Raw genomic sequence first — 26,550 nt, forward strand, 5'->3', positions numbered from 1 at the left:
CCGATACGACCGCTCAGATCCAAGCCCGTACGACCGCTCCGGCGCAGGCCCGCACGACCACCCGCACGACCGTGCGTACGACCAGCCGCCCGACCGTCCGTACGACCCCCCGGGCCACCGCCCGCGCGCCCTTCCATGCCACCGCCCGCCCGCGCACCCGCACGGACATCCGTCCCTTGGCCCGCACCATCCGCCGCGTCCGCCGCGTCCGTGAGGATCGCGCGCCCCGCGCCGGACGGAGCCGGGCGTCTGAACATCCCCCGCATGCCCGCCCCGCTCAGGCCTTCAACTTGTAGCCGAAGCCACGGACCGTCTCGATACGGTCCTGGCCGATCTTCTGCCGCAGCCGCTGCACATGCACGTCGACGACGCGCGTGTCCCCGCCCCAGCCGTAGTCCCACACGCGCTCCAGCAGCTTGTCCCGCGACAGCACCGTGCCCGGCGCGGAGGAGAACTCCAGCAGCAGCCGCATCTCGGTCGGCGTGAGCGCCACGGGCTGCCCCGCCCTGCGCACCTCCATGCCCTCGGTGTCGATCTCCAGGTCGCCGAAGGTCAGCACCCCGCCGCCGGCGGCCGAAGCGGCCTCGTCCGACCGGTCCCCGCCGCTCGCGTGCCCGAAGCGGCGCAGCACGGCGCGGATCCGTGCGACCAGCACGGCACCGTCGAAGGGCTTGGTCACATAGTCGTCCGCGCCCGCCTCCAGGCCCAGCACCACGTCGATCGAGTCCGCGCGCGCCGACAGCATGATCACCGGCACGGTCGACTCGTCCCTGATCCGGCGGCACAGGCTGACGCCGTCCAGGCCCGGGACCATGACGTCAAGCAGCGCGATGTCCGGCCGGTTCGCCCGGAACGCCGCCAGGCCCGACAGCCCGTCGGGCATGGCGGTGACCGCGAAGCCGTCCCGCTCCAGGGCCAGCTGGGTGGCCTCGCGGATGACGTCGTCGTCCTCGACGAACAGAACGTGGGTCTGGTCTGCCATCCCGGTGCTCTCAGTCCTCGTGGTTCTCTGTGGTCTGCGTGTGTGCTGGGGGAGCTCAGCCGCCGGGCGCCGCCGACTCCTCGCCGTCGCCGAGCGTGCCGTAGTCGGTGTGCGTGCTGAACTTCTTCACGAAGCGGCCCGCGGTCCAGAGGTACGAGATCACATTCTCGCTGGACGGGTTCGACACCTGGTCGTTCTTCTCGTACACCTGCTTGGTCACCACCAGGTAGCCGCGGTCGATCTCCGCGTAGACCGGAGGCTCCTCGGCCTTGAACACATTCTCGTACCGGCCCCCCTGCTCGCGATACACATACGAGCCGACGCCGACCCCGTCGCCGCAGGAGAGGACGTTGACCACGATGTCGCTCGCCGGCCCCCCGGTCAGATCGCCGGAGGAGACGTCGACGGGGTAGTCGTCGGAGACGCACGGCTTGAGGTCGCGCTTCACGTCCACCGAGACCGCCGGGTCCGCCTTGACCAGGCGGACGGCCTCCAGGGGATCGGGGACGGCCGAGGCCGAGGGCGTGAACGACGCGACGGCCGAGCCCGCCGAGTCGGCGTGCGCGGGTCCCTCGTCACGGGCGCCGGTGCCGCCGGTGGCGCACGCGGAGACGAAAAGGGCGAGGGCGACGACCACGGCCACCGCCGTGAACGCCGCCTGAAGTGTCTCCCGGGTCGGTGCGGGCCCGGGCCGTTCCGGGCCGGTGTCCTCGCCGTCCCCGTCTCTGTCCCGGCCCATGCCCGTGTCCGTGCGCCCGGTGCCGCCCGCCGTCGTGCCTAGGCCGCGCAACGCTCCCGCTCCTCACGCTCCAGCGCGCGTGCGTCCAGATCGCGGCTCTCCAGCTCCTCGCGGAGCCGGGCGAGCGCCCGGTGCAGCGTGCTCTTGACGGTTCCGGCCGACATGCCGAGGGCGGCGGCCGTCTCCTCCGTGGACATCTGCTCCCAGTGTCGCAGCACCACGACGCTGCGCTGCTTGGGAGCCAGCACCTTCATGATGTCCATCAGCAGGGCGCGGTCCGCGTGCTGCTCGGTGGAGTCGTCGACCGAGGCGTCCGGCAGCTGCTCGGTCGGCACCTCCTCCAGCTTCCGCGCCCGCCACCACTCGGTCCGCGTGTTGATCATCACGCGGCGGAGGTAGGCGTCCGCGAGCCGCTTGTCCGCTATGCCGTCCCAGCGGTGGTACGTCCGCACCAGCGCCGTCTGCAACAGGTCCTGGGCGTCCACCGGGTCCGGGACCAGTCGGCGTGCGCTGCGCAGCAGCGCGTCCCGCCGGGTGCGGACGTACTCCTCGAACTCGAGCACCTCGCCCTGCGCCATGTTGACCGCCTCCCGATTCCCCGTTCCCGGCCGGCTCGTTCGCCGTCGGTGTCACTGCCTGTGGTTCGTAGTCGTCCCCGTCTGTCGGGTACGGAAATGAAGCTACGGAGGCGTTGTCACGGGGCTGTCCGAAGCAGCCTTCGGCTAGCGCTCGGCTGTCCGTCGGTTGTGTAACGGAATCAGGAAAGGGGCAAAACGGTCGAGGAGTTGGGGCGGGTATGGGGTGATTTGCCCGTGTGGTGGCTGTGCAACGGCCATGTAGGAGGTGTTGCAGAGCCTCCAGGGCTGTGATGTGGCTGTGTGCCGGTCAGCTCAGCGGCAGTCGGTACATCCCACCCGGCAGCGGCTCCACCAGACCGTCCGCGACGAGACCGTCCAGGGCGCGGGCGCGCTGCACCGGCTCGTGCCACACCCGGTCGAGGGCAGCCTGCGGGACGGGCGTGTGGGCGTCGCGGAGCACGGCGAGCAGCTTGCCGCGCACCTGACGGTCCGTACCGGCGTACGTCTGCCCGCGGCGCGGCGGCCCGTCGTGCTCCGGTTTCCCGGCCAGCCGCCAGGCGCACTGCGCGGTGATCGGGCAGCGATGGCACGACTCGTTCTTCGCCGTGCACACCAGCGCGCCGAGCTCCATGGAGGCGGCGGCCCAGCGCGCGGCGGTGCGTTCGTCATCGGGGAGCAGGGTGCGGGCGAGCTTGCGCTCGGCGGCCGTGGTGGCGTTCGGCGGGTACTGCACGCCGGTGACGGCACGGGCGAGGACCCGGCGGACGTTGGTGTCCAGGACGGGGTGGCGCTGACCGTAGGCGAAGGAGGCGACCGCCGCGGCCGTGTACTCGCCGATGCCGGGCAGCGCGAGCAGCTGGGCGTGGTCGGTCGGTACGTCCCCGCCGTGCCGTTCCGCTATGGCGACGGCGGCACCGTGCAGCCGCAGGGCGCGGCGCGGGTAACCGAGCCGGCCCCAGGCACGCACGGCCTCACCGGGGGCCTCCTTGGCCAGGTCGGCGGGGCGTGGCCAGCGGGACAGCCACTGCTCGTAGACGGGCAGGACGCGGTTCACGGGCGTCTGCTGAAGCATGAACTCACTGACCATCACCCCCCAGGGGCCGGCCTCGGGGCGCCGCCAGGGGAGGTCTCGGGCGTGTTCGTCGAACCAGCCGATGACGGTTTCCTGCAGAGGCTGAGCGGTTTCCTGCGGAGGCTGAGCGAGTTCCTGCGGAGGCTGAGCGGGTTCCTGCGGAGGCTGAGCGCGGGGGGCGTCCCAGCCGGCGTCGGAGGGGTGGCTGTGCGGGGGCTTCGTGGGCGCAGTCATGGCTTTCCGATCCTGCCACGTCGGGGGCGGTCGGGCGGGTAGGCGGCGGTGCCGGTGCGTTGTGGCCGCGCACCGCACCTGACGATCGGCAGCAGTGGCACCCCGCCCCCCGCTTGTAGCGTCGGCCGGATGGAACGTCCTCGCATATGGCGGGCCTGCCTCCTCTGGGCCGTCCTCGTGGTGCCCGCGCTCACGGCCGACCGGCTCGGGATGAACGAGCCGCGTGCCGCCTGGCAGCAGGCCGCAGGGCTGGTGGTGCTCGCCCTCGCGGTCGCCGTGGCCCGGCGGTACCCCTGGGCGGCCTTCGCACTGACGGCCGTACTGAGCCTGGCCGCCGCCCCCGCCCTGTTCAGCGTCTCGTACGGCCCGGCGCTCGGTGTCTTCGCGCTGCTGCTCGGCCTGCGCGCGGCCCGGGCCCGTCCGGCGATGGCCGCCTTCGGGCTCGTCGGCTGTCTCGGCACGGCGCGGATCGCGCTCTTCGGAGTCGATCCGGCGCCGGAAGCGGTGGTGCTGACCGGCACGTTGCTCTTCTGCTGTGTCTTCCCGTGGCTCGGCGGACGCTACTGGCGCCAGAGCCGTCAGCTGGCCGAGGCCGGCTGGACGCGAGCCGCGCGGCTGGAGGGCGAGCAGCGCATCGCCGAGGAGCGCGCCCGACTGCGCGAACGGGCCCGGATCGCCCAGGACATGCACGACTCCCTGGGTCACGAGCTGAGCCTGATCGCCCTGCGCGCGGGCGCCCTCCAGGTCGCCCCCGACCTCCCGGACCACCACCGCGCCGCCGCCGCCGACCTGCGCGCGGCCGCCGCCGACGCCACCGACCGGCTGCACCGCATCATCGGCGTCCTGCGCGAGGAGGACGAGCCGGTGTCCCTGACCCCGCCGGGGGAGACCGTCGGGCAACTCGTCGCCCGCGCCGCCGAGTCGGGGCTGCCGGTGCGGTGGGGGGACGTCGCGGTGCTGGAAGCGGGCGGAGTCGCCGAGCGGGTCCTGTACCGGGTGGTCCGCGAGACGCTCACCAACGCGGCCCGGCATGCCCCGGGTGCCGACGTCACCGTGGCGGCGGCCAGGGAGGCCGACGGCACGACGGTCACGGTGACGAGCGGACCGGGACCGGAGGCCGGCGGCACGACGCTTCCCGGCACGACTGTTCCCAGCGGGCCCGCCACGGCACCGACCGCCGGCGGCACCGGCCTCCAGGCCCTGCGCGCCGCCGTCACCGCGGTCGGCGGAACCTTCGAGGCCGGCCCGCACCGGGACGGATTCCGCGTGCGGGCGTACGTCCCCGAGCAGGCCGTCACCGCACCAGTACGGCCGTCCCCAGCTCCGTACGCCCCCTTCGCGCACGCCCGTCGCCGTGTCGCCCTGGCCTTCGTGGCCGCCGTCGGCGCGGGCGTCGTCCTGGTGACGGGCGCGGCCTCCTGGTACGCGTACACGGAGACCCACTCGGTGCTGCCGCCCGCCGCGTACGCCGAACTGCGGCTGGGGTCCTCCGGCGACGACATCGCCCACCTCCTGCCGGACCGAACCGTGCGTGACGCCCCCGTCGAGCGCGCGCCCGTGCCGCCCCCGCAGGGCAGCGACTGCCGCTACTACCGCGCGAGCGGCGAACTCCTCGTCTCCGTCGACCACTTCAGGCTCTGCTTCGACGGCGCCGGGCGGCTGGTCGCCAAGGCCGTGATCCCCCGCGCCGGATTGTCCCAACGTCCGCCCACGGATGAGGAGTTCATACGGTGATCCGGGTACTGCTGGCCGACGACGAGGCGATGGTGCGGGCCGGGGTGTCCGCCATCCTGGCGAGTGGCGGCGAGATCGAGGTCGTCGCGGAGGCGGGTGACGGGCGCGAGGCCGTCGAGCTGGCCCGGACGCACCGGCCGGACGTGGCCCTGCTGGACATCCGTATGCCCGGACTGGACGGACTCGCCGCCGCGGAGGAGATCGTACGGACCGTCCCCGGCACGGCCGTGGCGATGCTCACCACCTTCTCCGAACAGGCGTATGTGGCCCGCGCCCTCGGCGGCGGCGCCACCGGCTTTCTCCTGAAGTCCGGGGATCCGTACGAACTGATGGCGGGCGTAAGGGCGGTGGCGGGCGGTGCGGCCTTCCTGTCGCCGAAGGTGGCGCGGTACGTCATCGACGGGCTGGGCGGCAGTGACGGGCGACTCGGCCGGGAGGCCGCCGCACGCGCGCGCGTGGCCGGACTCAGCCCGCGTGAGCGAGAGGTGCTCGGCCTTGTCGGCGCGGGCCTGTCCAATCCGGAGATCGCCGCCCGGCTGTACCTCGTCGAGGGCACGGTGAAGGCCTATGTGAGCGCGGTGCTCGACCGGTTGGGCGTGCGCAATCGGGTGCAGGCGGCGATCGTGGCGTACGAGGCGGGGCTGGTGGAGTCGTGACGCTCAGCGCACGCCGTACGAAGGGACGCGCTGCGACCCCGGACCCGTGAACCACCGTGCGGCTGGCGCCGACGAGGCCCGCATCGCCTCGGCCAGCCGGACCGCCGGACGGGTGCCGAGCCTCACGGCGGCCGCCGCGACGACCGCGCCGAGGACGAGACCCGCGACGACGTCGTGCGGATAGTGGACCCCGACGAAGACGCGGGAGAAGGCCATCAGCAGGGCCAGCGGCGCCGTCAGCCGGATGAGCACGCGCCGGGTCAGGGCCAGGGTGACGGCGGCGGCGCCCGCGATGGTGGCGTGGTTGCTGGGGAAGGACCAGTCGCCGGGTGGCGGGCAGGCGCTGAGCGGGGCGGTCGCTTCCGGCACCGCCCGGCACGGTCGTTCCTGTGTGACAACGGACTTGAGGAGTTCACTGCACACGTACGCCACAGCCGTGGCCAGAGGTGCAAGGGCCGCGATCGCGAACGCCCGGGCGGTGTCGCGCCGGGCTCGCCACCACATGGCGACGAACAGAGCGGCGAACAGCAGCAGTCCGGCCTCCGTTCCTGTCTCGGCGGTGTGCTGTACCCACGTTGGGGTGTCGTGGGCGTAGTCGGTGATGTCGCGGTAGAGCTCGGCGTCCTCGAAGTCCATGGTCACGGACCGTAGGCGGCGGGCCGATACCGTCACATCCTGCGATCGTCAGGTGCCGACCCTGACGGAAGACAGGGGCGGCGCAGCCGGTACCGGGTGGTTTCCGGGATGATGATCCGGAAAAGTTGCGGCCTTCGGCGGCGGGTGGAGCGAGTCAGCGCACCGATCTCTCGTACAGTTTGCGCCGTGGGATCTCTGCGCAATCCGGTCGGGCCGCTTCCCTCCTCCATCTACTGGCGACGGAGGGCCGTACTGCTGTCTGTGATCGCCCTGTTGGCGCTGCTGACCACCTGGGTGCTGGTCTCGGGCGGCGGTGGCGACAAGAACAACGCGGACGGGTCCGACGGCAAGAATCCCGCACCCTCGACGATCACACCGGGCCCGTCGGGTTCGGGGCCGGCGATCAGTCAGGCGCCGGGCGGGCGCGACGAGTCACCCGGCGGCGACTCCGGCGGGTCGGGGGCCGGTGACGGTTCCGGGACGGGAGCCGGGGACGGCAGCGGGTCCGGCGTGGGCGCCGGCGGCGCGGGCAGCGGAGCCACAGGCGGCGGCTCGGGCATCGGCGTCGGCGCGGGCGACACGGTGCCGGCGACCTCCACGCTGCCCGACTGCACCGCGGGCGCGGTGAAGCTGACGGTGCGCAGCCTCCACAACGCCTACGAGCCCGGGCGGACGCCCACGCTGCTGCTGACCGCGACGAACTCCTCCACCTATGACTGCAAGGTCGATCTCGGCCCGAAGAGCACGGTGGTGACGATCACTCAGGCAGGGGCCGAGGACGCCTACTGGTCCTCCGCCGACTGCCCCAAGGTCTCCGGCAGCCTGCGCTTCCGGGCGCCCGCCGGCACGAGCATCACGTACACCGTGAAGTGGGACCGCAAGCCGAGCGCTCCGCAGTGCGCGACGCCTCCGGCGGGGTCGGCCGGGGCGGGGACGTATCTGGTGGAGGCGAAGGCGCCGGGGTTCGGCACGGCACAGACGTCGTTCGTGCTGGAGAACGACTAGCGACGGCTCCTCGCGAGGGCCGGGCCGGACTGCGTGCAGCTGGGTGACGCCCCGGCCTCGGCGCAACGCCGGGTACCGGCGCTGCACACGGCTCGCTGACCAGACGTACCGCTCCGACCAGACCTACCGCTCCGACCAGACCTACCGCTCCGACCAGACCTACCGCTCCGACCAGACCTACCGCTCCGACCAGACCTGCCGTTCCGACTAGACGTACCGCTCCAGAATCGAGCTCTCCGCCAGCCGCGACAGCCCTTCGCGCACGCTGCGTGCCCGGGCCTCGCCCACGCCGTCCACGGTCTGCAGGTCGTCCACGCTCGCGGCGAGCAGCTTCTGCAGGCCGCCGAAGTGCTCCACCAGGCGGTCGATGATCGCCCCCGGCAGTCTCGGCACCTTGGCCAGCAGCCGGAAGCCCCGCGGAGACACCGCCGAGTCCAGTGCCTCCGGCGACCCCGTGTAGCCCAATGCCCGGGCCACCGTGGGCAGTTCGAGAAGCTCCGCGTGGGTGAGCGCGTCCAGCTCGGACAGCGCCTCGTCCACCGTGCGGGAGCGCTTGGCCGTCGGCTCGGGGACGTAGTCGCGCACCACCAGCTCACGCTCGGGCTCCACGCCCGCGATCAACTCGTCCAGCTGGAGCGCCAGAAGGCGGCCGTCCGTGCCCAGTTCCACCACGTACTCGGCGATCTCGGTCGCGATCCGGCGCACCATCTCCAGGCGCTGGGCGACCGCCGAGACGTCGCGGACCGTCACCAGGTCCTCGATCTCCAGCGCTGACAACGTTCCCGCGACCTCGTCGAGGCGGAGCTTGTAGCGCTCCAGGGTCGCCAGGGCCTGGTTGGCGCGGGAGAGGATCGCGGCCGAGTCCTCCAGGACGCGGCGCTGTCCGTCGACGTAGAGGGCGATCAGCCGCATCGACTGGGAGACCGAGACGACCGGGAAGCCGACCTGCTTGCTGACCCGGTCCGCCGTACGGTGCCGGGTGCCCGTCTCCTCCGTGGGGATCGTCGGGTCCGGGACCAGCTGGACGCCCGCGCGCAGGATCTTCGACAGGTCGGACGACAGCACGATGCCGCCGTCCAGCTTGCACAGCTCCCGCAGCCGCGTCGCCGTGAACTCGACATCCAGGACGAATCCGCCCGTACACATCGCCTCGACGGTCTTGTCGGAGCCGAGCACGATGAGCCCGCCCGTGTTGCCGCGGAGGATCCGCTCCAGGCCGTCGCGCAGCGCCGTGCCGGGTGCCACGGCGCTCAGTGAGGCGCGCATCAGGCCATCGGCACCGGAGCTCCCGCCGGACTTTCCGGGAGCTGCTGCCCGGTCGTTGGCTGCCACTGCACTCCTCCGGTCACAGGTTCTGGGGCGCTCCCGTTTCGCACACTCTCTTCGTACGGACGGGCGAGACCAGGGCAAAGTCTACCGGCGGTCCTCCTCGTCCCGCGGGGCCTCTCGGCGACGCGAGCGCGGAAGGACTCGGAGGGCGTCCCCTATGTCGGCCACTTCCAGCACCTTCATGCCGGCAGGGATCTTGCCCGGGTCGCCCGGCACGAGCGCGTGCGTGAAGCCCAGCCGGTGCGCCTCGGCCAGCCTGCGCTGCACGCCGGTGACCCGTCTGACCTCGCCCGCGAGGCCCACCTCGCCGATCGCGACGAGGTTCTTCGGGAGCGGGGTGTCGCTGGCAGCGGAGGCCAGGGCGAGGGCCACGGCGAGGTCGGCCGCGGGCTCGGAGAGCTTCACTCCGCCGACCGTCGCGGAGTAGATGTCCCGCTTGCCGAGCGCGCTGATCCGGCCGCGCTGCTCCAGTACGGCCAGCATCATCGAGACGCGTGACGTCTCCAGGCCGGAGGTGGTGCGGCGGGGCGAGGGGATCTGTGAGTCGACGGTGAGCGCCTGCACTTCGGCCACCAGGGGGCGGCGGCCCTCCAGGGTGACCGTCAGACAGGTGCCGGGAACCGGTTCGTCACGACGGGTCAGGAAAAGTCCGCTTGGGTCGGCAAGGCCCGTAATGCCCTCGTCGTGCAGTTCGAAGCAGCCGACCTCGTCCGTCGCGCCGTAGCGGTTCTTGACGCCGCGTACGAGACGCAGGCGCGCGTGCCGGTCGCCCTCGAAGTGCAGCACCACGTCCACGAGGTGCTCCAGGAGGCGAGGTCCGGCGATGGCACCGTCCTTCGTGACGTGCCCCACGAGAAGCGTGGACATGCCGCGCTCCTTGGACGCCCGGATCAGGGCGCCGGCCACCTCCCGGACCTGGGCCATGCCGCCGGGGGCGCCGTCGATCTCCGGGGAGGCCACGGTCTGTACGGAGTCGAGGACGAGCAACGACGGCTTCACCGCGTCCAAGTGGCCGAGGATGGCGGCCAGGTCGGTCTCGGCGGCGAGGTACAGATGGTCGTCGAGGGCGCCGATGCGGTCGGCGCGCAGCCGCACCTGGCTCGCCGACTCCTCGCCGGTGACATACAGCGTGCGGTGCTCGTCGCTCGCCGACTTGGCCGCCACGTCCAGCAGCAGTGTGGACTTGCCGACGCCGGGTTCGCCCGCGACGAGGACGACCGCTCCGGGCACGAGCCCGCCGCCGAGCACCCGGTCCAGCTCGGGCACGCCGGTGGGCCGCGCGGTCGCCTGCCGCCCGTCGACCTGCCCGATGGGCAGCGCGGACGTCGTCACCCGCCCCGGCGCCGTCGTACGGACCGCGGGCGCGCCGTACTCCTCGACCGTCCCCCATGCCTGGCACTCGGGGCAGCGGCCGAGCCACTTGGCCGTCTGCCAGCCGCACTCGGTGCAGCGGTAGGACGGGCGGTCCTTCGTGGTCTTGGTACGGGCAGCCATGCGAAGAACCGTAACCGAGCCCACTGACAAAGCCGTACGGCGAAAGCGCCTCGTCCTGGCCGTCTCGCCATGGACAAGTCATGGAATCCGGTGCTCCCGTCCCCGATTGAGGGATCGTTTCACCCGTATGGATTAAAAGAGCTCAAGCAGGGAGAAGGCGTCGGCCGCGGCCCCCTACGGTCCACCAATGATGAGCAGCAGTCCGGAAACCTCGACCCGCACCGCCGGCGCCCATCGAGCGCACCGGGAGGCGCGTGATCGGGCGGCGGCCCGCACGGTGGCGCAGCGGCCGTCCGCGCGTTACGAGCCGTATCTGGACGGGCTGTTCACCTACTGCCTGTCCGTGCTGTGCGACCACGACGCCGCGACCGCCGCCCTCGGTGACGCCCTCGCGCTCGCCGAGCGGCGCGGCCAGCGGGTGCCGGAGGCCCCCGCGGACCGTCGGCCCTGGCTGTACGCGCTGGCCCGCTGGGCGTGTCTGCGCAAGCTCGCCGAGGCCAAGCAGAAACGTCAGAGCAGCCATGCCGCGGGCCGGCCCGGCACCCATCGGCAGACAAGGGCGCAGGCCGCCCGGCCGCCGGTCTCGGAGGAGGTCCAGGAGCAACGGCGCCGTGAACTCGGCCTGCTGGCCTGGCCGGAGGCCGCCGGCACCACTCCGGAGCAGCGCGAGGCCCTCGAACTCGCCGTACGCCACCATCTCGCGGCCCACGAGGTCGCCGCCGTCCTCGGCATGGACACGGCCGCCGCCCGCGAACTGCTCGCCTCCGCCGCCTGCGAGGTCGAGCGCACCCGCGCGGCCCTCGCCGTCGTCGAGACCGGGGCCTGTCCGAGCGTCGCCCGGCTCACCGGCGACAACCAGCTCGTGCTCAGCACGGCCCTGCGCCGCGAACTCGTCCGGCACGTCGACGACTGCCCCCGATGCCGCCGCACCGCCGAGCGCGCGGTCCCCGGCCGCTGGCCCGGCGCGACCGTCACGCCCGCCGAACTGCCCGTCCTGGAGGCACCCCGTGCGGCCCTGCGCGGGGCCCTGGCGCACCACCCGCGCGCGCGGGGCGCCGCCGTGCCGCGCTTCGACCGGCGCGGATTCCCGATGGACCCGAAGGATCGTGCCGCCCGCAGGGACCGGCTACGCGCGCGTGCCGTCACCACGACCGTCGTCGCCACCGTCGTGGCCGCCCCGGTCCTGGCCCTGTGGGCCGCCTACCGGGGCACGCCGACCGGCGAGGCAGTCGACGGCAGCTCGGCCAGCGCGAGCGAGGCGCACGGTCCCGGCGCCCTCGACGGAGAGACGGCGGCGAGCGGCTACGAGAACGCCGGCAACGCGAGCGCCGAGCGGGGTGATCGTTTCGGCAAGCGGGACAAACCGGATGTCTCCGTGGAGGTCGTCAGCGTCAGCGGCGCGCTCGGCAAGGGCGCCGGGCACCTGGAGGTGTCGGCAGGCAACAGCGGCGACACCACACTGGTCACCCTCACCTCGACCGGGCGCGCGCCGGTGCGCTGGTCCGCGACCACCGGCGCGCACTGGCTCTATCTGAGTCAGTCGGCGGGAACCCTGGCGCCCGGCGAGTCGTTGACGATCAAGGTGTACGTCGACCAGCTGCGCGAGCCCTCCGGGTACTGGAGCGCGCGCGTGGCGGTCGCACCCGCCGGCGCCGTCGTCTCCATCGACGGCTACGGCACCGCCCCCAGCCCCTCCGACCCGGGCCCGTATCCCACCCGGCCGACCGACCCCGGAACCCCCGGCAGCCCGCCGCCCTCGTCCTCCGGTCCCGATCCGGCGCCCACGACCTCGGCCCCGCCCGACCCCACTCCCAGCGACCCGCCGCCCTCGTCGCCCGACCCGTCGCCCACGGCCGGCGATCCGTCGCCGTCCGGCCCGGCCGATCCGGGGGGCCCGACGCCGCCGTCCGGCGGGAGCGGTGAGCCGAGCCCGTCGACGCCGTAGTACACCGGCCGCCGCCCAGCGAGTGGTCTGAGTGAGCGCTCTGAACGAGTGGTCTCAGCGAGTGGTCTCAGTGAGTGGTCTGGTCGACGGGATCCGCCGGATGCGGTGCCAGCAACGGCAGCTGCGACGCCAGCCGTGCCTCGCACAGCTCGACCAGGCGGTCGTAGCCGGCCTTGCCCATCAGCTCCGTCAGCTCCGCCCGGTAGGACACGTACACCGGCTCGCCCGCGCCGTGCGCCGAGGTCGCCGATGTGCACCACCAGTGCAGATCGTGGCCGCCGGGGCCCCAGCCGCGGCGGTCGTACTCGCCGATCGACACCTGCAGCACACGCGTGTCGTCGGGCCGGTCGATCCAGTCGTAGGTCCGCCGGATCGGCAGCTGCCAGCAGACGTCCGGCTTGGTCTCCAGCGGCTCGCGGCCCTCCTTCAGGGCGAGGATGTGCAGCGAGCAGCCCGCGCCCCCGGCGAAACCGGGCCGGTTCTGGAAGATGCACGAGCCCTGGTACGGGCGCGTCTGGCGGTCGCCGTCCTCGTCCTCCGAGACCCAGCCGTGCTCCACGCCCTCGTCGTGGTGCTGCCAGATCTCGGGCGTGAGCCTCGCCACGTACTCGGCGACCCGCTTCTCGTCGTCCTCGTCGGAGAAGTGCGCCCCCAGCGTGCAGCAGCCGTCGTCCGCGCGGCCCGCCTGGATGCCCTGGCAGCCGCTGCCGAAGATGCAGTTCCAACGGGAGGTCAGCCATGTCAGATCGCAGCGGAAGACCTGCTCGTCGTCCGCCGGATCAGGGAACTCCACCCATGCGCGCGCGAAGTCGAGCCCCTTCTCGTCCGGTTCCGGGGAGCCCTTTCCGGGCTTCTTCGACGTCGTGGCTGCCGTCGCCTGCGAAGAACCCTTGGCGGATTTGGCCGTCTTGTCGGGCTTCGCCTTTTTCGTCTTTGGCACGGAACCAGGGTACGGCGTCCGTACCCGCGGCCTCGAGGACGGAGGATCGCCCAGGTGGCAGTAGCGTTCCGTACATGAGACTCGGTGTCCTCGACGTTGGATCGAACACGGTGCATCTGCTGGTGGTGGATGCGCACCCCGGCGCGCGCCCGCTGCCCGCCCACTCGCACAAGGCCGAGCTGCGCCTCGCCCAACTCCTCGACGACAGCGGGGCCATCGGTGCGGAGGGGATCGACAAACTGGTCGGCGTCGTCCACGAGGCCCTGCAGGCGGCCGAGGACAAGGGCGTCGAGGAAGTGCTGCCCTTCGCGACGTCCGCGGTGCGGGAGGCCACCAACGCCGATGACGTACTCGCGCGCGTGAAGGACGAAACCGGCGTCGAGCTGCAGGTTCTCACCGGCGAGGAGGAGGCTCGGCTGACCTTTCTCGCCGCCCGGCGCTGGTTCGGGTGGTCGGCCGGGAAGCTGCTGGTGCTGGACATCGGGGGCGGGTCCCTGGAGATCGCGTTCGGCATCGACGAGGAGCCGGACGCGGCGGTGTCGCTGCCGCTGGGCGCCGGGCGTCTCACGGCCGGCTGGCTGCCGGGCGATCCGCCCGACCCGGAGGACATACGAGCGCTGCGACGGCACGTCCGGGCCCAGATCGCCCGCACGGTCGGCGAATTCAGCCGCTTCGGAGCTCCCGATCACGTGGTCGCCACGTCCAAGACCTTCAAGCAGCTGGCCCGCCTCGCCGGCGCGGCCCGCTCCGCGGAGGGCCTATACGTCCAGCGTGATCTGAAGCGGGAGTCCCTGGAGGCCTGGGTGCCCCGGCTGGCCGGCATGACCGTGGCCCAGCGCGCGGAACTGCCGGGCGTCTCCGAGGGGCGCGCGGGACAGCTGCTCGCGGGCGCGCTGGTGGCCGAGGGGGCGATGGATCTGTTCGGCGTGGAGCGGCTGGAGATCTGCCCTTGGGCGCTGCGGGAGGGCGTGATCCTGCGGAAGCTGGATCATCTGGGGTGACATCGGAGCCGGTGCTTTCCGGACTCGGGGAGTGAGCGGCCGGTACCCGGTGGCCGGCCCAGCGGCGGGTGTCCGACCTCGGGGGGCCGAGGCCGCCGTCCCGGCGTGAACCCCGCCGTCCCGGCGTGAACCCCGCCACACCGCCGCCCCGCGCCCTCGCTCCAGCCCCTCGGCATATGCCCAGTTCGCACACCTGGCTGGTTGTGTGCCCTCGTGGCGGGGCCGCAGCCATCGGTTCCCCGGCGTCCGGTGCCGCCCCGTACTCTGTCCCTCGTGGCAGAACCAGTGGTCCGCATCCCGGATGCGAAGGTCGCCCTGTCGACGGCCTCCGTCTATCCGGAGTCGACGGCGACGGCCTTCGAGATCGCCGCGCGCCTCGGGTACGACGGTGTCGAGGTCATGGTGTGGACCGACCCGGTCAGCCAGGACATCGAGGCGCTGCGCCGGCTCAGCGACTACCACCGCATCCCGATCCTCGCCGTCCACGCCCCCTGTCTGCTGATCACCCAGCGCGTGTGGTCCACCGACCCCTGGACCAAACTCCAGCGCGCCCAGGCGGCCGCCGAGAAGCTGGGCGCCGGCACGGTCGTCGTACACCCGCCGTTCCGCTGGCAGCGCCAGTACGCCCGCGACTTCGTGGCCGGTATCTGGCGCATGGCGAACGAGACGGATGTGCGGTTCGCCGTCGAGAACATGTACCCCTGGCGCTACCGCGACCGCGAGATGCTCGCGTACGCCCCCGACTGGGATGTGACCAAGGACGACTACCGTCACTTCACGATCGATCTCAGCCATACGGCGACCGCCCGCACCGACGCCGTCCAGATGATCGACCGGATGGGCGACCGGCTGGGGCATGTGCACCTCGCGGACGGCCGGGGCTCGGCGAAGGACGAGCACCTCGTCCCCGGCCGCGGCACCCAGCCCTGCGCCGAGGTGCTGGAGCGGCTCGCCCTGACCGGCTTCGACGGCCATGTCGTCATCGAGGTCAACACCCGCCGCGCGATGTCCGGCGCCGAACGCGAGGCCGACCTCGCCGAGGCCCTCGCCTTCACCCGGCTGCATCTGGCCTCGGCGGTCAGGGTGCCCCGGCCGTGACCGACACCACCCCGGGCCGGGGCGGGATGAGCTCCCGACGCCGGGGCCGGCCCCCTCGTACGGAATCCGCCGACACCCGCGACCGCATCCTGGACGCGGCCCGCGAGGAGTTCTCCGAGCGCGGCTACGAGAAGACGTCCGTGCGCGGCATCGCCAAGGCCGCCGGGGTGGACTCGGCGCTCGTACACCACTACTTCGGCACTAAGGAGCAGGTCTTCGAGGCCGCCGTGGAGGTCGCCTTCGCACCCGCCCTGAAGGTGCGGGACGCCGTGCTGGAAGGGCCTCTCGACGCTGCGGGCGAGCGCATGACCCGAGTCATCTTCGGGCTCTGGGAGAACCCCGTGACCCGCAAGCCACTGCTCGCGATCGTCCGGTCGGCGGTCAACAACGACGCCGCGGCCGCCGTCTTCCGCCGGCTCGTCTCCGCTCAGCTGCTGCGCCGTATCGCCGGAGAGATCGACGCTCCGGACGCGGAGCTGCGCGCCGAGCTGGCGGCCGCGCAGCTGGTGGGCATCGCGATGATGCGGTACGTCATCAGGATCGAGCCGATCGCCTCGGCGGACGTGGAGCAGATCATCGCGCGGGTGGCGCCCGTGGTGCAGGGACATCTCACCGGCCGCTGACGCCTGGACGGCCGCGCGGCAGCTGTTCCGCGAGACATACATCCCGTATTCCGGACACCTCGTCCCGACACCTGGATGACCGGCGTACGCTCGTTAGCAGTCAGAAGTCTCTGATCGCAGTCCCTGCAGTCCCTGAAGGAGCGAGCGACGATGCCCGAGCTGAGGTCCCGCACAGTCACCCACGGCCGCAACATGGCGGGCGCCCGCGCCCTTATGCGCGCCTCCGGTGTACCCGGTGCGGACATCGGCCGGAAGCCGATCATCGCGGTGGCGAACTCCTTCACCGAGTTCGTGCCCGGCCACACCCACCTCCAGCCCGTCGGCCGGATCGTCAGCGAGGCGGTCAGGGAGGCCGGCGGCATCCCGCGCGAGTTCAACACCATCGCCGTCGACGACGGCATCGCGATGGGACACGGCGGCATGCTGTACTCGCTCCCGTCCCGCGACCTCATCGCGGACAGCGTGGAGTACATGGTCGAGGCCCACTGCGCCGACGCCCTGATCTGCATCTCCAACTGCGACAAGATCACCCCGGGCATGCTGAACGCCGCCCTGCGGCTGAACATCCCCACGGTCTTCGTCTCCGGCGGCCCCATGGAGTCCGGCCGCGCCACGCTGGTCGACGGCACGGTCCGCACCCTCGACCTGGTCGACGCGATCTCCGACGCCGTGAACGACAAGATCTCGGACGAGGACATCCTCCGTATCGAGGAGAACGCCTGTCCGACCTGCGGCTCCTGCTCCGGCATGTTCACCGCCAACTCGATGAACTGCCTGACCGAGGCCATCGGCCTGTCCCTGCCCGGCAACGGCTCGGTGCTGGCCACCCACACGGCCCGCAAGCAGCTGTACGTCACGGCGGCCCAGACGGTCATGGACATCACCCGCCGCTACTACGAGCAGGACGACGACACGGTCCTGCCGCGCAACGTCGCCACCTTCGCGGCCTTCGAGAACGCCATGGCCCTCGACATCGCCATGGGCGGCTCCACCAACACGATCCTGCACCTGCTGGCCGCCGCCCAGGAGGCGGGCGTCCCCTTCGGGCTGGAGCAGATCGACGCGGTCAGCCGCCGGGTCCCGTGCCTGGCGAAGGTCGCGCCGAACGTCGCCAAGGACCGCACGTACTACATGGAGGACGTGCACCGCGCCGGCGGCATCCCCGCCCTGCTGGGCGAGCTGCACCGCGCCGGGCTGCTCAACGAGGACGTGCACGCCGTCCACAGCCCGTCCCTGGCGGACTGGCTGAAGACCTGGGACGTGCGCGGCGGCTCGCCCTCGCCGGAGGCCGTCGAGCTGTGGCACGCGGCCCCGGGCTGCGTCCGCTCGGCGGAGGCCTTCTCGCAGTCCGAGCGCTGGGAGGCCCTCGACGAGGACGCCGAGGGCGGCTGCATCCGCAGCGTCGAGCACGCGTACTCCAAGGACGGCGGTCTCGCGGTCCTCAGGGGCAACCTCGCCGTCGACGGCTGTGTGGTGAAGACGGCCGGCGTCGACGAGTCGATCTGGACCTTCGAGGGCCCGGCGGTCGTCTGCGAGTCGCAGGAAGAGGCCGTCGAGAAGATCCTCAACAAGCAGGTGACCGACGGAGACGTCGTCGTCATCCGCTACGAGGGCCCCAAGGGCGGCCCCGGCATGCAGGAGATGCTCTACCCGACGTCCTTCCTCAAGGGCCGCGGCCTCGGCAAGACCTGTGCCCTGATCACCGACGGCCGCTTCTCCGGTGGCACCTCGGGCCTGTCCATCGGCCACGCGTCCCCCGAGGCCGCGTCCGGCGGCACGATCGCGCTGGTCGAGGACGGCGACCGCATCCGCATCGACATCCCGAACCGCTCGATCGAGCTGCTCGTCGACGACGCGGAACTCGCCCGCCGTGAGCAGGCGTTGAACGGGGCGTACGCCCCGAGGAACCGCGAGCGCAAGGTGTCGGCGGCGCTGCGGGCGTACGCGGCGATGGCGACCAGCGCGGACAAGGGCGCGGTGCGGGATGTGACGAAGCTGGGCTGAGGCCCGTATCGAAGGGGCCGTCTCCTTGGGAGGCGGCCCCTTCGAGTGCTACTGGGCCGACGGGGCTGTCACCAGGCCGAGGGATCGCGGCCGTCGACGGCGAAGACGGTGCCGTCCGGGGCGGTGGCGTAGAGGCGGCCCGCGCCGAGCACGGGCTCGGACACGTCGGCCGCCAGCCCGTCCGAGTCCGCGCTCAGCCGGGCCGGCGTCTCGCCCAGGAGCAGGCCGTTGCGGGCGTCCACGGCGAGCAGCCGGCCGTCGGGGGCGCTGACGTACACATGCCGGCCGTCGGCGACCGGCGTCGACGTGCGCAGTACGGACGTCTCCATCCGCCAGAGCTGCCTGCCGGCCGCCATGTCGACGGCGACCAGCGAACCGCCCGCGCCCACGAGGTAGACCACCGTCCCGCGTACGGTGCCGCGCGCCTGCTGGAGCGGGACGGGCAGCGTCACACGCCGGGAGGTGTCGTCGGCGGGGGAGTAGCGGACCACGGTTCTCGTGTCGCTGTACGTCCCGTCGACCGAGGCGAGGAAGACCGATCCGTCGGACGCGCCGACCAGCTTCAGGTTCCCCTTCAGCCGGGCGTCCCAGCGCACGTCGCCCGTGGCCGGGTCCACCGCGGTGACCCGCGTGCTCGACCCGTCGGCGGACGCGCTCGCCGTGTACGCCAGCGGATCTCCGGCGAAGGAGAGGAGGTACGGCGCCGGGTGACCCGGTACCGGGCGGCTCCACATCGTGTCCCCCGAAGCGCCGTCCACGCCGGTGACCTCGCCGTCGGCGCCGGTGACCAGCAGCATGCCCCCGGCGGTCACCGGTCCGCTGTACGCGGGCATGTTCTGCCGCCAACGCGCCGTGCCCGTGGCGGGGTCGAGCGCCTCCAGCCGGTGGCCCCGCACCGAGGACGGGTGCACGAGGCCGCCCGCCATGGCCGGCGGTCCGCTCACGAGCGACGTGTCGACGGGATGCCGCCACAGCAGCCGGCCGTCCCGCGGGTCGAGCGCGAAGACGAGCCCGGTCTGGGCGCACAGCACCTTCCCCGCGCTGTAGGAACACAGGGGCGCGCCCTTCTTGGCCGCCGGTGTCGCCGTCCAGGTGCCGAACCCGGCCGACGTGGTCCGCGGGCTCTGCCCCTTCGGCGTCGGGTCCGCACCGCCGAGAAGCTGTACGGAGGCCAACGCGACGACAGTGGCCAGCCCGGCGGCCCCGGCTCCGAGGGCCAGCAGTCTGACCCGGCGTCTCCAGGGCGGCCGTTCGGACCCCTCCTCGACACGGCGCTTCGGCTCGGGCTCCGGACCGGGCTCGGGATCGGCACCGGCCTCGGCCTCGGACGGCACCTCCGTGGTCCGCTGGGCCGGAATGAACGCCTGCGTGTCGTACGACGCCGCCACCGACCGCAGCTCCCGCATCAACTCGTCGGGCGTGGGCCGGTCCTCGGGCTCCTTGGCGAGGCACCGCAGCACGAGCGGCGCGAGATTCTCCGGTACGCCGGTCAGGTCCGGCTCGTCATGCACGACCTGGTAGGCGACGACGTACGGACTGTCCGAGTCGAACGGCCCCCGCCCCGTCGCCGCGTGCACCATCACGGATCCGAGCGCGAAGATGTCGGCCGCCGGCCCCACCTCCCGGGGCCGCCGGAACTGCTCGGGCGCCATGAAGGGCGGCGTACCGATCAACTTCCCCGTCTCGGTGCGCAGTTCGCTGTCCGTTGGCCGAGAGATGCCGAAGTCGATGACCTTCGGCCCGTCGTCGGCGAGCAGCACATTGCTCGGCTTGAGATCCCGGTGCACGACGCCGACCCGGTGGATGTCGCGCAGCGCCTCCGCCAGCCCGGCCATCAGCCGCCGCAACTGCGCCGGGCTCATCGGCCCGTTCCGCTTCACCTGGTCGGACAGGGTGGGGCCCGGGATGAACAGCGTGGCCATCCAGGGCCGTTCGGCCTCCGGATCGGCGTCCACGACGGGCGCGGTGAAGGCACCGCTCACCCGGCGCGCCGCGCCCACCTCCTGCCGGAACCGCCCCCTGAACTCGGGGTCCCTGGCGAACTCGGCATGCACCACCTTCACCGCGAGCTGCATGCCCGAAGTGCTCCGGGCCAGATGTACGACGCCCATGCCGCCGGACCCCAGGCGCGACTCCAGCCGGTAGTGACCGGCGTACTCGGGAAGTTCCGCTTCCGCGCCCGCTCCGGCGTTCTGCTGTGGCGCCATGGGACCACCCCCGTGCTGTTCGTCCGCGCGCGCGACGCACGGAGCCTAGTCGATGACTCGTACGAGACAGAGGCGGCTTGCTAGCCTCCGTGTTCCCATCACGCACATGTGTGCGTGGCGTGATTTATGGGAATCAACGGGACCCCCATGGCTGTCATGGGGATCAACGGGGGAGGTTTTCCATGTCTGCAGACCGCGTCGAAGAGGTCGAGAGAGCCGAAGGCATCCGCGGCGGCGAGGAAGAGGCCGTCACCACCATGGCGGCCACGACCACGACGACGGCCACGACCACGGCGGTGCGCTACTACTCGGTCGCGCCGGGCGTCCGCCTGAACGTCCGCCGGGGCCCCGGCACCAGCTACCCCATCGTCCGCGTCCTGCCCGAGGGCGCCAAGATCCCGATCTACTGCCAGACGCCCGGCACGACGGTGACGGGCCCCTACGGCACGTCGTACATCTGGGACAACATCGACGACGGCGAGTTCGTCTCGGATGCCTATGTGAACACGGGGAGCGACGGCTACGTCCGTCCCCGCTGCTCCTTCTGATCCCGGTCCCGGTTCGCCGGAACCCGTACGGAGCCCGCGGCCACGCCGGAGCCATAATCGACGCGTGAGCGAGAAGAACGGCACCCCGGACACCCCCGCGGGCTCCACCGGCCCCCGCCCCGAGCCCCTGCGCTTCTTCGGCACGACCTGGGTCGACCACGCGGGCGGCTACACCGCCCGCCGCATCGCGGTAGCCATCGGTTCCCTCGCCACCGCGGTCGCTGCCTGCCTGGTCCTGCGCTTCGCCTACCAGGGGCTCCAGATCGCCGGCACCGGCAGCTTCGTCACGGTCCTGATGGTCGTGATGTTCGCCGTGTGCAGCGCCCTCGCCTTCCGCCACACCTGGGACGGCTTCACCAAGCGCCCCGACCCCGACCGCCAGTCCAGCCTCCGCGGCCTGCTCACCATCGGCTTCGTCGGCTCCCTCCTCGCCTACTTCTTCCGCTCCCTCACCGAGGCCCCCGGCGAGAAACTCCACCACGAGGAATACGAGACGGCACGCAAACAACACGAAACCCGCACCACCCGCCGCACAGGCAACCCAGCGAGACGCCGACGGCGGGCGTAGCCGAAGCCGCCGCACCGACCGCTGCCGGGGGAGGGAGGGGGCCCCACGCCCCACCTACACGCAAACTCGGTGCGCACACCACCAACCACGGCCAACATGGCCGTATGACGGCCCCCTCCCACACCGAACGCGCCCGCTCCTTCGACGCCGCGGCGGCCCAGTACGCCGCGAACCGCCCCTCCTATCCGCCCGCCCTCTTCGACGCGATCGAGGAACTCGCCGGCCGTCCCCTCACCGGTGCCCGCGTCGTCGACGTCGGCGCCGGCACCGGCATAGCCACCGCCCTCCTCCACCAGCGGGGCGCCGACGTACTGGCAGTGGAACCCGGCGACGGCATGGCAGCCCAGTTCCGCCGCAGCCACCCCGACATCCCGATCGTCCGCGGCAACGGCAACGCCCTCCCCCTCGCCGCCGCCTCCGCCGACTTCATCACCTACGCCCAGGCCTGGCACTGGACCGACCCCGCCCACTCGGCCCCGGAGGCCCTCCGCGTGCTGCGCCCGGGCGGCGCGCTCGCCCTGTGGTGGAACACCACCCCCCTCGACATCCCATGGCTCGCCGCCCAGGCGGCCCGCATCGACCGCCGCTTCGGCGCCCACCCCGCCGTCGAACAGAACAGCAGCGGCGCCCGCGCCGCCCTGGCCGACCCCACCGGCCGCCTCGACTTCACCCGCCGCAAGGTCCGCTGGAGCCGCCGCGTTCCCCTCGACACCCACCTGGCGAACATCGGCAGTCACTCGGTCTTCCTGGTCCACGGCACGGAGGCGAGCACCGCCTTCCTCGCCGAGGAGAAACGGCTCCTCCTCGACGCCTTCCCGGACGGAATCATCGAAGAGACCTACGACGTGGACCTCCTCGTCGCCCCCATCACCTGAAACCCTCGCTGCACCCCCCTCACGCCCGCCCTCCCCGCACGGCCTCGCACCAACGCAGCGCCGAGCCGACGAGGGCGGGCGACTTGTTCCGGCGCCCGGCCGGCCATGGCACGAACAGTCGGCCCCGCCCAGCCCGCCGCCCACCCCGACGCTTGACGAGGCACCCCCACCGGAGGATTATTCATCGTGTGATGAATTACTCTTCCGTCCGATCCGACCCCCCTGACGACCCCGCCATCCGAGCCAAGGCTCTGAACGTCGTACGCGGCCCCCGCCAAGTACTCCGCGACCTCCACTTCACCGTCCCGCGCGGCCAGATCACCGGCCTGCTCGGCCCGTCCGGCTGCGGCAAGTCGACCCTGATGCGGGCGATCGTCGGCACCCAGGCCAAGGTCACCGGCGCCCTCGACGTCCTCGGTCACCCAGCCGGCCACCCCACCCTGCGCACCCGCATCGGCTACGTCACCCAAGCCCCCTCCGTCTACGACGACCTGACGGTCCGCCAGAACCTCGCCTACTTCGCCGCGATCCTCGACCCCGGCCACGCCGCCGCCGACCGCCGCCACGAGAACGTCACCCGCGCCATCGCCGACGTCGACCTCACCAGCCACGCCGACGCCCTCGCCGGCAACCTCTCCGGCGGCCAGCGCAGCCGCGTCTCCCTGGCGGTCGCCCTCCTCGGCACCCCCGAACTCCTTGTCCTGGACGAACCCACGGTCGGCCTGGACCCGGTCCTGCGCCGCGACCTCTGGGCCCTCTTCCACGACATCGCCGCCACCCGCGGCGCCACCCTCCTCATCTCCTCCCACGTCATGGACGAGGCCGAGCGCTGCCACCGCCTCCTCCTCATGCGCGAGGGCCAGATCCTCGCCGACGACACCCCGGACGCCCTCCGCACCCGTACGCACTCCGAGACGGTCGAGGCGGCCTTCCTGCACCTGGTCGACGAGGCGACCGCGGCCGCCCGCGCGAAGGAGACCACGCGATGACCACGACGACGAGCCCCGGCACGCCACTCCGCCCGGCCCCCACCGGCGCCCTGAACCTCTCCCGCACGACCGCCACCGCCGCCCGGGTCCTGCGCCAGCTCCGCCACGACCCACGCACCATCGCGCTGATGATCCTGATCCCCTGCGTGATGCTGTTCCTGCTGCGCTACGTCTTCGACGGCAGCCCGCGCACCTTCGACAACATCGGCGCCTCCCTCCTCGGGATCTTCCCGCTGATCACGATGTTCCTGGTCACCTCCATCGCCACCCTGCGCGAACGCACCTCGGGCACCCTCGAACGCCTCCTCGCCATGCCCCTCGGCAAGGGCGACCTGATCGCCGGCTACGCCCTCGCCTTCGGCACCCTCGCGATCATCCAGTCCGCCCTCGCGACCGGACTCGCCCTCTGGTTCCTCGGCCTGGACGTCACCGGCAGCCCCTGGCTCCTGCTGCTCGTCGCCCTGCTCGACGCACTGCTCGGCACCGCGCTCGGTCTCTTCGTCTCGGCCTTCGCGGCCTCCGAGTTCCAGGCCGTCCAGTTCATGCCGGCCGTGATCTTCCCCCAGCTCCTCCTCTGCGGCCTCTTCACCCCCCGCGACAACATGCACCCGGCCCTCGAAGCCATCTCCAACGTCCTCCCCATGTCCTACGCGGTCGACGGCATGAACGAGGTCCTCAAGCACACCGACATGACCGCCGACTTCGTACGCGACGCCCTGATCGTGGCGGGCTGCGCCCTGCTGGTCCTGTGCCTGGGCGCGGCGACGCTGCGACGCAGGACGGCCTGACCGACCACGGCGGCCGATGCGGCACACACCGGCCCGTCACCCGCCCGGGCCCGCCGCACACCCGTCCCGCCCACCGGACACGCCACCTCGAAAGCCGCCCCCGGTGCGAGGATGAACCCGGACGACGCAACCCCCGGAGGGCACCCCAGCCATGACCCAGAAAGTCGCAGTCCTCGGCACCGGCAAGATCGGCGAAGCCCTGCTCAGCGGAATGATCCGCGGCGGCTGGGCGCCGGCCGACCTCCTGGTGACGGCCCGCCGCGCGGAACGAGCCGAGGAACTCCGCACCCGCTACGGAGTCACCCCGGTCACCAACGCGGAAGCCGCCAAGACCGCCGACACCCTGATCCTCACGGTCAAGCCGCAGGACATGGGCACCCTCCTCGACGAACTCGCCCCGCACGTCCCCGCCGACCGCCTGATCATCAGCGGAGCCGCCGGCATCCCCACCTCCTTCTTCGAGGAGCGCCTCGCCCCCGGCACCCCGGTCGTCCGCGTCATGACGAACACCCCCGCCCTCGTCGACGAGGCCATGTCCGTCATCTCCGCCGGCACCCACGCCACCGAGGCCGACCTCGCCCACGCCGAGGAGATCTTCGGCGCCGTCGGCAAGACACTCCGCGTCCCCGAGTCCCAGCAGGACGCCTGCACCGCCCTCTCCGGCTCCGGCCCGGCGTACTTCTTCTACCTGGTCGAAGCCATGACCGACGCCGGCATCCTCCTCGGCCTGCCCCGCGACAAGGCCCACGACCTCATCGTCCAGTCCGCGATCGGCGCCGCGACGATGCTCCGCGACAGCGGCGAACACCCCGTCAAGCTGCGCGAGAACGTGACATCCCCCGCCGGCACCACCATCAACGCCATCCGCGAACTCGAGAACCACGGCGTACGAGCCGCCCTCATCGCCGCCCTCGAAGCCGCCCGCGACCGCAGCCGCGAACTGGCCTCCGGCAACAACAGCTGACGCCCGGCCGCCCCTGCCCCCAGGGGCGGCCCAGCGCCACTCCCGAGCAGGCGCCCCTAAGCAGTCACGCCGATATCGGCAGCCGCAGCCGCCGGCAGCAACCCGATCGCCCGATACGCGGCATCAACGGTCGGCCGAGCCATCGCCCGAGCCTTCTCCGCCCCATCCCGCAGCACCCCCTCCACATAGCCAGGATCCGCGCACAGCTCCCTGTGCCTCTCCTGCACGGGCCTGAGGACCTCGACCACGGCCTCCGCGGTGTCCTTCTTCAAGGCGCCGTACGACTCATATACACCGCTCAGCTCCGATGGGTTCCCACCCGTGCAGGCCGCCAGGATCTCCAGCAGATTCGCCAGCCCCGGCCGCGCCTCCCGGTCGTACACGACCTCCCGCCCGCTGTCGGTCACGGCCCGCATGACCTTCTTCCGCACCACGTCCGGCTCATCGAGCAGATAGACGATCCCCGGCCCGGAGTCGTCGCTCTTGCCCATCTTCGACGCGGGATCCTGCAGGTTCATCACCCGAGCCGCGACCTGCGGAGGCGTGGCCCGCGGCACCACGAACGTATGCCCGTACCGCTGGTTGAACCGCACCGCGAGATCCCGAGCGAGCTCCACATGCTGCGTCTGATCGTCCCCGACCGGCACCTCATCGGCCCCGTACGCCAGGATGTCCGCCGCCATCAGCACGGGATACGTCAGCAGCGACAGCCGCACACTCCCGCCCCGCACCCGCTCCCGCGCGGCCTTCTCCTTGTACTGGATCATCCGCCGCATCTCGCCGTCCGTGGCCACGCACTCCAGCACATACGACAGCCGCGCGTGCTCATCCACATGACTCTGTACGAAGACGGTGCACAGCTCCGGATCAAGCCCCGCCGCCAGCAGCAACGTCGCCGCCTGCCGACTCAGCCTGCGCACCCGCGCCGGATCGTGGTCCACGGTCAGCGCATGCAGATCCACGATGCAGAACAGCGCGTCGGCCTCATGCTGATCGAGCGCAGCCCACCGCTGCATGGCCCCCAGGTAGTTCCCCAGCGTCAGATGCCCCGTCGGCTTGACTCCACTGAAGACCCGCGTCATCTCTCCACCTCCTGGTCGAGACCGCCGCACCCGCCGGCCGGCCCTCAGGAGGGAGAAACAAGAACGGCCGCCGAGGCGGCGGCCGTTGAGTGCATACGTGAGTACGGCCGCCGTCAGGCGGCCCACCACAGCTGGGTGCACGTATGCGTCGTCATGCACCCCAGGGTACGCCCCCAGGGTGCCGCCAGGAGCGAAGTTGACACGCCCTGGCCCCATCCGTACTGTTCTCCGAGTTGTCCGACGTGAGCGCCGACCTCGGTCGGTCCCCGGACAGCCACTCCGCAAGTACCAACCAACACTCGACGACAGTCGTTCTGTCTGCCGTCGTTTCTTTGGCGTGCGTATTTACGGAATGAGGAATCCGCGTTCGTAAGAGCGCAGCCCCCGATTAGCTCGGGAGCCGGGAATCCGCTAAAGTCTCACTCGTCGGAACGGCCCAACAGCCGCGAAGACAACCCT

General features: G+C 72.0%; 26 protein-coding genes. 15 read left to right on the forward strand and 11 right to left on the reverse strand.

The window, feature by feature from the left end; translation table 11 throughout:
* Positions 1 to 13: 13 nt before the first annotated feature.
* The 5 genes from AQI70_RS39070 to AQI70_RS09640 form a co-directional block, all read right to left on the reverse strand.
* A complete protein-coding gene (locus AQI70_RS39070; protein ID WP_159042640.1) occupies positions 14 to 190 on the reverse strand; it encodes a hypothetical protein in 177 nt (58 codons plus the stop codon).
* An 87-nt stretch (positions 191 to 277) separates the two neighbouring features.
* Positions 278 to 982 (reverse strand): two-component system response regulator CseB, encoded by a 705-nt coding sequence (cseB, locus tag AQI70_RS09625; protein ID WP_062146394.1) that lies wholly within the window; start codon positions 980 to 982, stop codon positions 278 to 280.
* A 55-nt stretch (positions 983 to 1,037) separates the two neighbouring features.
* Positions 1,038 to 1,721, reverse strand: coding sequence for a hypothetical protein (locus AQI70_RS09630; protein WP_062146596.1), 684 nt, complete (start codon positions 1,719 to 1,721; stop codon positions 1,038 to 1,040).
* Positions 1,722 to 1,759: 38 nt separating this feature from the next.
* Positions 1,760 to 2,299 (reverse strand): SigE family RNA polymerase sigma factor, encoded by a 540-nt coding sequence (locus tag AQI70_RS09635; protein ID WP_062146396.1) that lies wholly within the window; start codon positions 2,297 to 2,299, stop codon positions 1,760 to 1,762.
* A gap of 307 nt (positions 2,300 to 2,606) precedes the next feature.
* A complete protein-coding gene (locus tag AQI70_RS09640) occupies positions 2,607 to 3,605 on the reverse strand; it encodes an HhH-GPD family protein (RefSeq protein ID WP_062146398.1) in 999 nt (332 codons plus the stop codon).
* A 129-nt stretch (positions 3,606 to 3,734) separates the two neighbouring features.
* On the opposite strand from AQI70_RS09640, the gene AQI70_RS09645 reads away from it, so the two are divergent.
* Positions 3,735 to 5,339: a sensor histidine kinase gene (locus tag AQI70_RS09645; protein WP_062146400.1), complete on the forward strand. Its 1,605-nt coding sequence runs from the start codon at positions 3,735 to 3,737 to the stop codon at positions 5,337 to 5,339.
* Positions 5,336 to 5,995, forward strand: coding sequence for a response regulator transcription factor (locus AQI70_RS09650; RefSeq protein WP_062146402.1), 660 nt, complete (start codon positions 5,336 to 5,338; stop codon positions 5,993 to 5,995). The genes AQI70_RS09645 and AQI70_RS09650 overlap by 4 nt, the downstream gene beginning before the upstream one ends.
* A gap of 3 nt (positions 5,996 to 5,998) precedes the next feature.
* Here the strand turns inward: AQI70_RS09650 and AQI70_RS09655 are convergent, their stop codons facing one another.
* Positions 5,999 to 6,631 (reverse strand): phosphatase PAP2 family protein, encoded by a 633-nt coding sequence (locus tag AQI70_RS09655; protein ID WP_208607319.1) that lies wholly within the window; start codon positions 6,629 to 6,631, stop codon positions 5,999 to 6,001.
* Positions 6,632 to 6,817: 186 nt separating this feature from the next.
* Here AQI70_RS09655 and AQI70_RS09660 point away from each other — a divergent pair, with 186 nt between their 5' ends.
* Positions 6,818 to 7,636 (forward strand): hypothetical protein, encoded by an 819-nt coding sequence (locus tag AQI70_RS09660; protein ID WP_079051215.1) that lies wholly within the window; start codon positions 6,818 to 6,820, stop codon positions 7,634 to 7,636.
* A gap of 43 nt (positions 7,637 to 7,679) precedes the next feature.
* Positions 7,680 to 7,847 (forward strand): hypothetical protein, encoded by a 168-nt coding sequence (locus AQI70_RS39075; RefSeq protein ID WP_159042641.1) that lies wholly within the window; start codon positions 7,680 to 7,682, stop codon positions 7,845 to 7,847.
* Here AQI70_RS39075 and disA read toward each other — a convergent pair.
* Together disA and radA are read right to left on the reverse strand one after the other, a co-directional pair.
* Positions 7,844 to 8,968, reverse strand: a complete 1,125-nt coding sequence (disA, locus tag AQI70_RS09665; RefSeq protein WP_037887075.1) for a DNA integrity scanning diadenylate cyclase DisA — start codon at positions 8,966 to 8,968, stop codon at positions 7,844 to 7,846. The genes AQI70_RS39075 and disA overlap by 4 nt on opposite strands.
* 81 nt (positions 8,969 to 9,049) lie before the next feature.
* Positions 9,050 to 10,459 (reverse strand): DNA repair protein RadA, encoded by a 1,410-nt coding sequence (gene radA, locus AQI70_RS09670; protein ID WP_062146407.1) that lies wholly within the window; start codon positions 10,457 to 10,459, stop codon positions 9,050 to 9,052.
* Positions 10,460 to 10,646: 187 nt separating this feature from the next.
* Between radA and AQI70_RS09675 the strand changes: the two genes are divergently transcribed.
* Complete coding sequence (locus AQI70_RS09675; protein WP_062146409.1) at positions 10,647 to 12,404, forward strand: BACON domain-containing protein; 1,758 nt, start codon at positions 10,647 to 10,649, stop codon at positions 12,402 to 12,404.
* A gap of 67 nt (positions 12,405 to 12,471) precedes the next feature.
* On the opposite strand, the gene AQI70_RS09680 is transcribed toward AQI70_RS09675, so the two are convergent.
* Positions 12,472 to 13,344 (reverse strand): DUF3109 family protein, encoded by an 873-nt coding sequence (locus AQI70_RS09680; RefSeq protein ID WP_062146411.1) that lies wholly within the window; start codon positions 13,342 to 13,344, stop codon positions 12,472 to 12,474.
* 74 nt (positions 13,345 to 13,418) lie between these two features.
* On the opposite strand from AQI70_RS09680, the gene AQI70_RS09685 reads away from it, so the two are divergent.
* From AQI70_RS09685 to ilvD, 4 genes are all read left to right on the forward strand, one after another.
* Entirely contained in the window at positions 13,419 to 14,345 is a 927-nt protein-coding gene (locus AQI70_RS09685) for a Ppx/GppA family phosphatase (protein ID WP_062146413.1), read from the forward strand.
* A 273-nt stretch (positions 14,346 to 14,618) separates the two neighbouring features.
* Positions 14,619 to 15,443 carry a sugar phosphate isomerase/epimerase family protein gene (locus AQI70_RS09690; protein WP_078504108.1) on the forward strand — a complete coding sequence of 275 codons (825 nt, stop codon included), beginning with the start codon at positions 14,619 to 14,621 and terminating at the stop codon, positions 15,441 to 15,443.
* A 26-nt stretch (positions 15,444 to 15,469) separates the two neighbouring features.
* A complete protein-coding gene (locus AQI70_RS09695) occupies positions 15,470 to 16,066 on the forward strand; it encodes a TetR/AcrR family transcriptional regulator (RefSeq protein ID WP_062146598.1) in 597 nt (198 codons plus the stop codon).
* Positions 16,067 to 16,216: 150 nt separating this feature from the next.
* Positions 16,217 to 18,070: a dihydroxy-acid dehydratase gene (ilvD, locus tag AQI70_RS09700; RefSeq protein WP_062146415.1), complete on the forward strand. Its 1,854-nt coding sequence runs from the start codon at positions 16,217 to 16,219 to the stop codon at positions 18,068 to 18,070.
* A gap of 68 nt (positions 18,071 to 18,138) precedes the next feature.
* Here ilvD and AQI70_RS09705 read toward each other — a convergent pair whose 3' ends face one another.
* The gene (locus AQI70_RS09705; protein WP_062146417.1) at positions 18,139 to 20,277 is read right to left on the reverse strand and encodes a serine/threonine-protein kinase; all 2,139 of its coding nucleotides are present in this window, start codon (positions 20,275 to 20,277) and stop codon (positions 18,139 to 18,141) included.
* A gap of 182 nt (positions 20,278 to 20,459) precedes the next feature.
* Between AQI70_RS09705 and AQI70_RS09710 the strand changes: the two genes are divergently transcribed.
* The 6 genes from AQI70_RS09710 (at position 20,460) to proC (ending at position 25,009) form a co-directional block, all read left to right on the forward strand.
* Positions 20,460 to 20,825, forward strand: coding sequence for an SH3 domain-containing protein (locus AQI70_RS09710; RefSeq protein ID WP_062146419.1), 366 nt, complete (start codon positions 20,460 to 20,462; stop codon positions 20,823 to 20,825).
* A 64-nt stretch (positions 20,826 to 20,889) separates the two neighbouring features.
* A complete protein-coding gene (locus tag AQI70_RS09715) occupies positions 20,890 to 21,393 on the forward strand; it encodes a hypothetical protein (protein WP_062146421.1) in 504 nt (167 codons plus the stop codon).
* 104 nt (positions 21,394 to 21,497) lie between these two features.
* Positions 21,498 to 22,268: a class I SAM-dependent methyltransferase gene (locus AQI70_RS09720; protein WP_062146423.1), complete on the forward strand. Its 771-nt coding sequence runs from the start codon at positions 21,498 to 21,500 to the stop codon at positions 22,266 to 22,268.
* Between the two features lie 188 nt (positions 22,269 to 22,456).
* The gene (locus tag AQI70_RS09725) at positions 22,457 to 23,257 is read left to right on the forward strand and encodes an ABC transporter ATP-binding protein (protein ID WP_062146425.1); all 801 of its coding nucleotides are present in this window, start codon (positions 22,457 to 22,459) and stop codon (positions 23,255 to 23,257) included.
* Entirely contained in the window at positions 23,254 to 24,045 is a 792-nt protein-coding gene (locus AQI70_RS09730; RefSeq protein ID WP_003999041.1) for an ABC transporter permease, read from the forward strand. The genes AQI70_RS09725 and AQI70_RS09730 overlap by 4 nt, the downstream gene beginning before the upstream one ends.
* Before the next feature lie 151 nt (positions 24,046 to 24,196).
* A complete protein-coding gene (proC, locus tag AQI70_RS09735; protein WP_062146427.1) occupies positions 24,197 to 25,009 on the forward strand; it encodes a pyrroline-5-carboxylate reductase in 813 nt (270 codons plus the stop codon).
* Between the two features lie 56 nt (positions 25,010 to 25,065).
* On the opposite strand, the gene trpS is transcribed toward proC, so the two are convergent.
* Positions 25,066 to 26,091, reverse strand: a complete 1,026-nt coding sequence (gene trpS, locus AQI70_RS09740) for a tryptophan--tRNA ligase (protein WP_062146428.1) — start codon at positions 26,089 to 26,091, stop codon at positions 25,066 to 25,068.
* Positions 26,092 to 26,550: the final 459 nt, after the last annotated feature.

The organism is Streptomyces curacoi (assembly GCF_001513975.1).
Lineage (GTDB): Bacteria > Actinomycetota > Actinomycetes > Streptomycetales > Streptomycetaceae > Streptomyces > Streptomyces curacoi.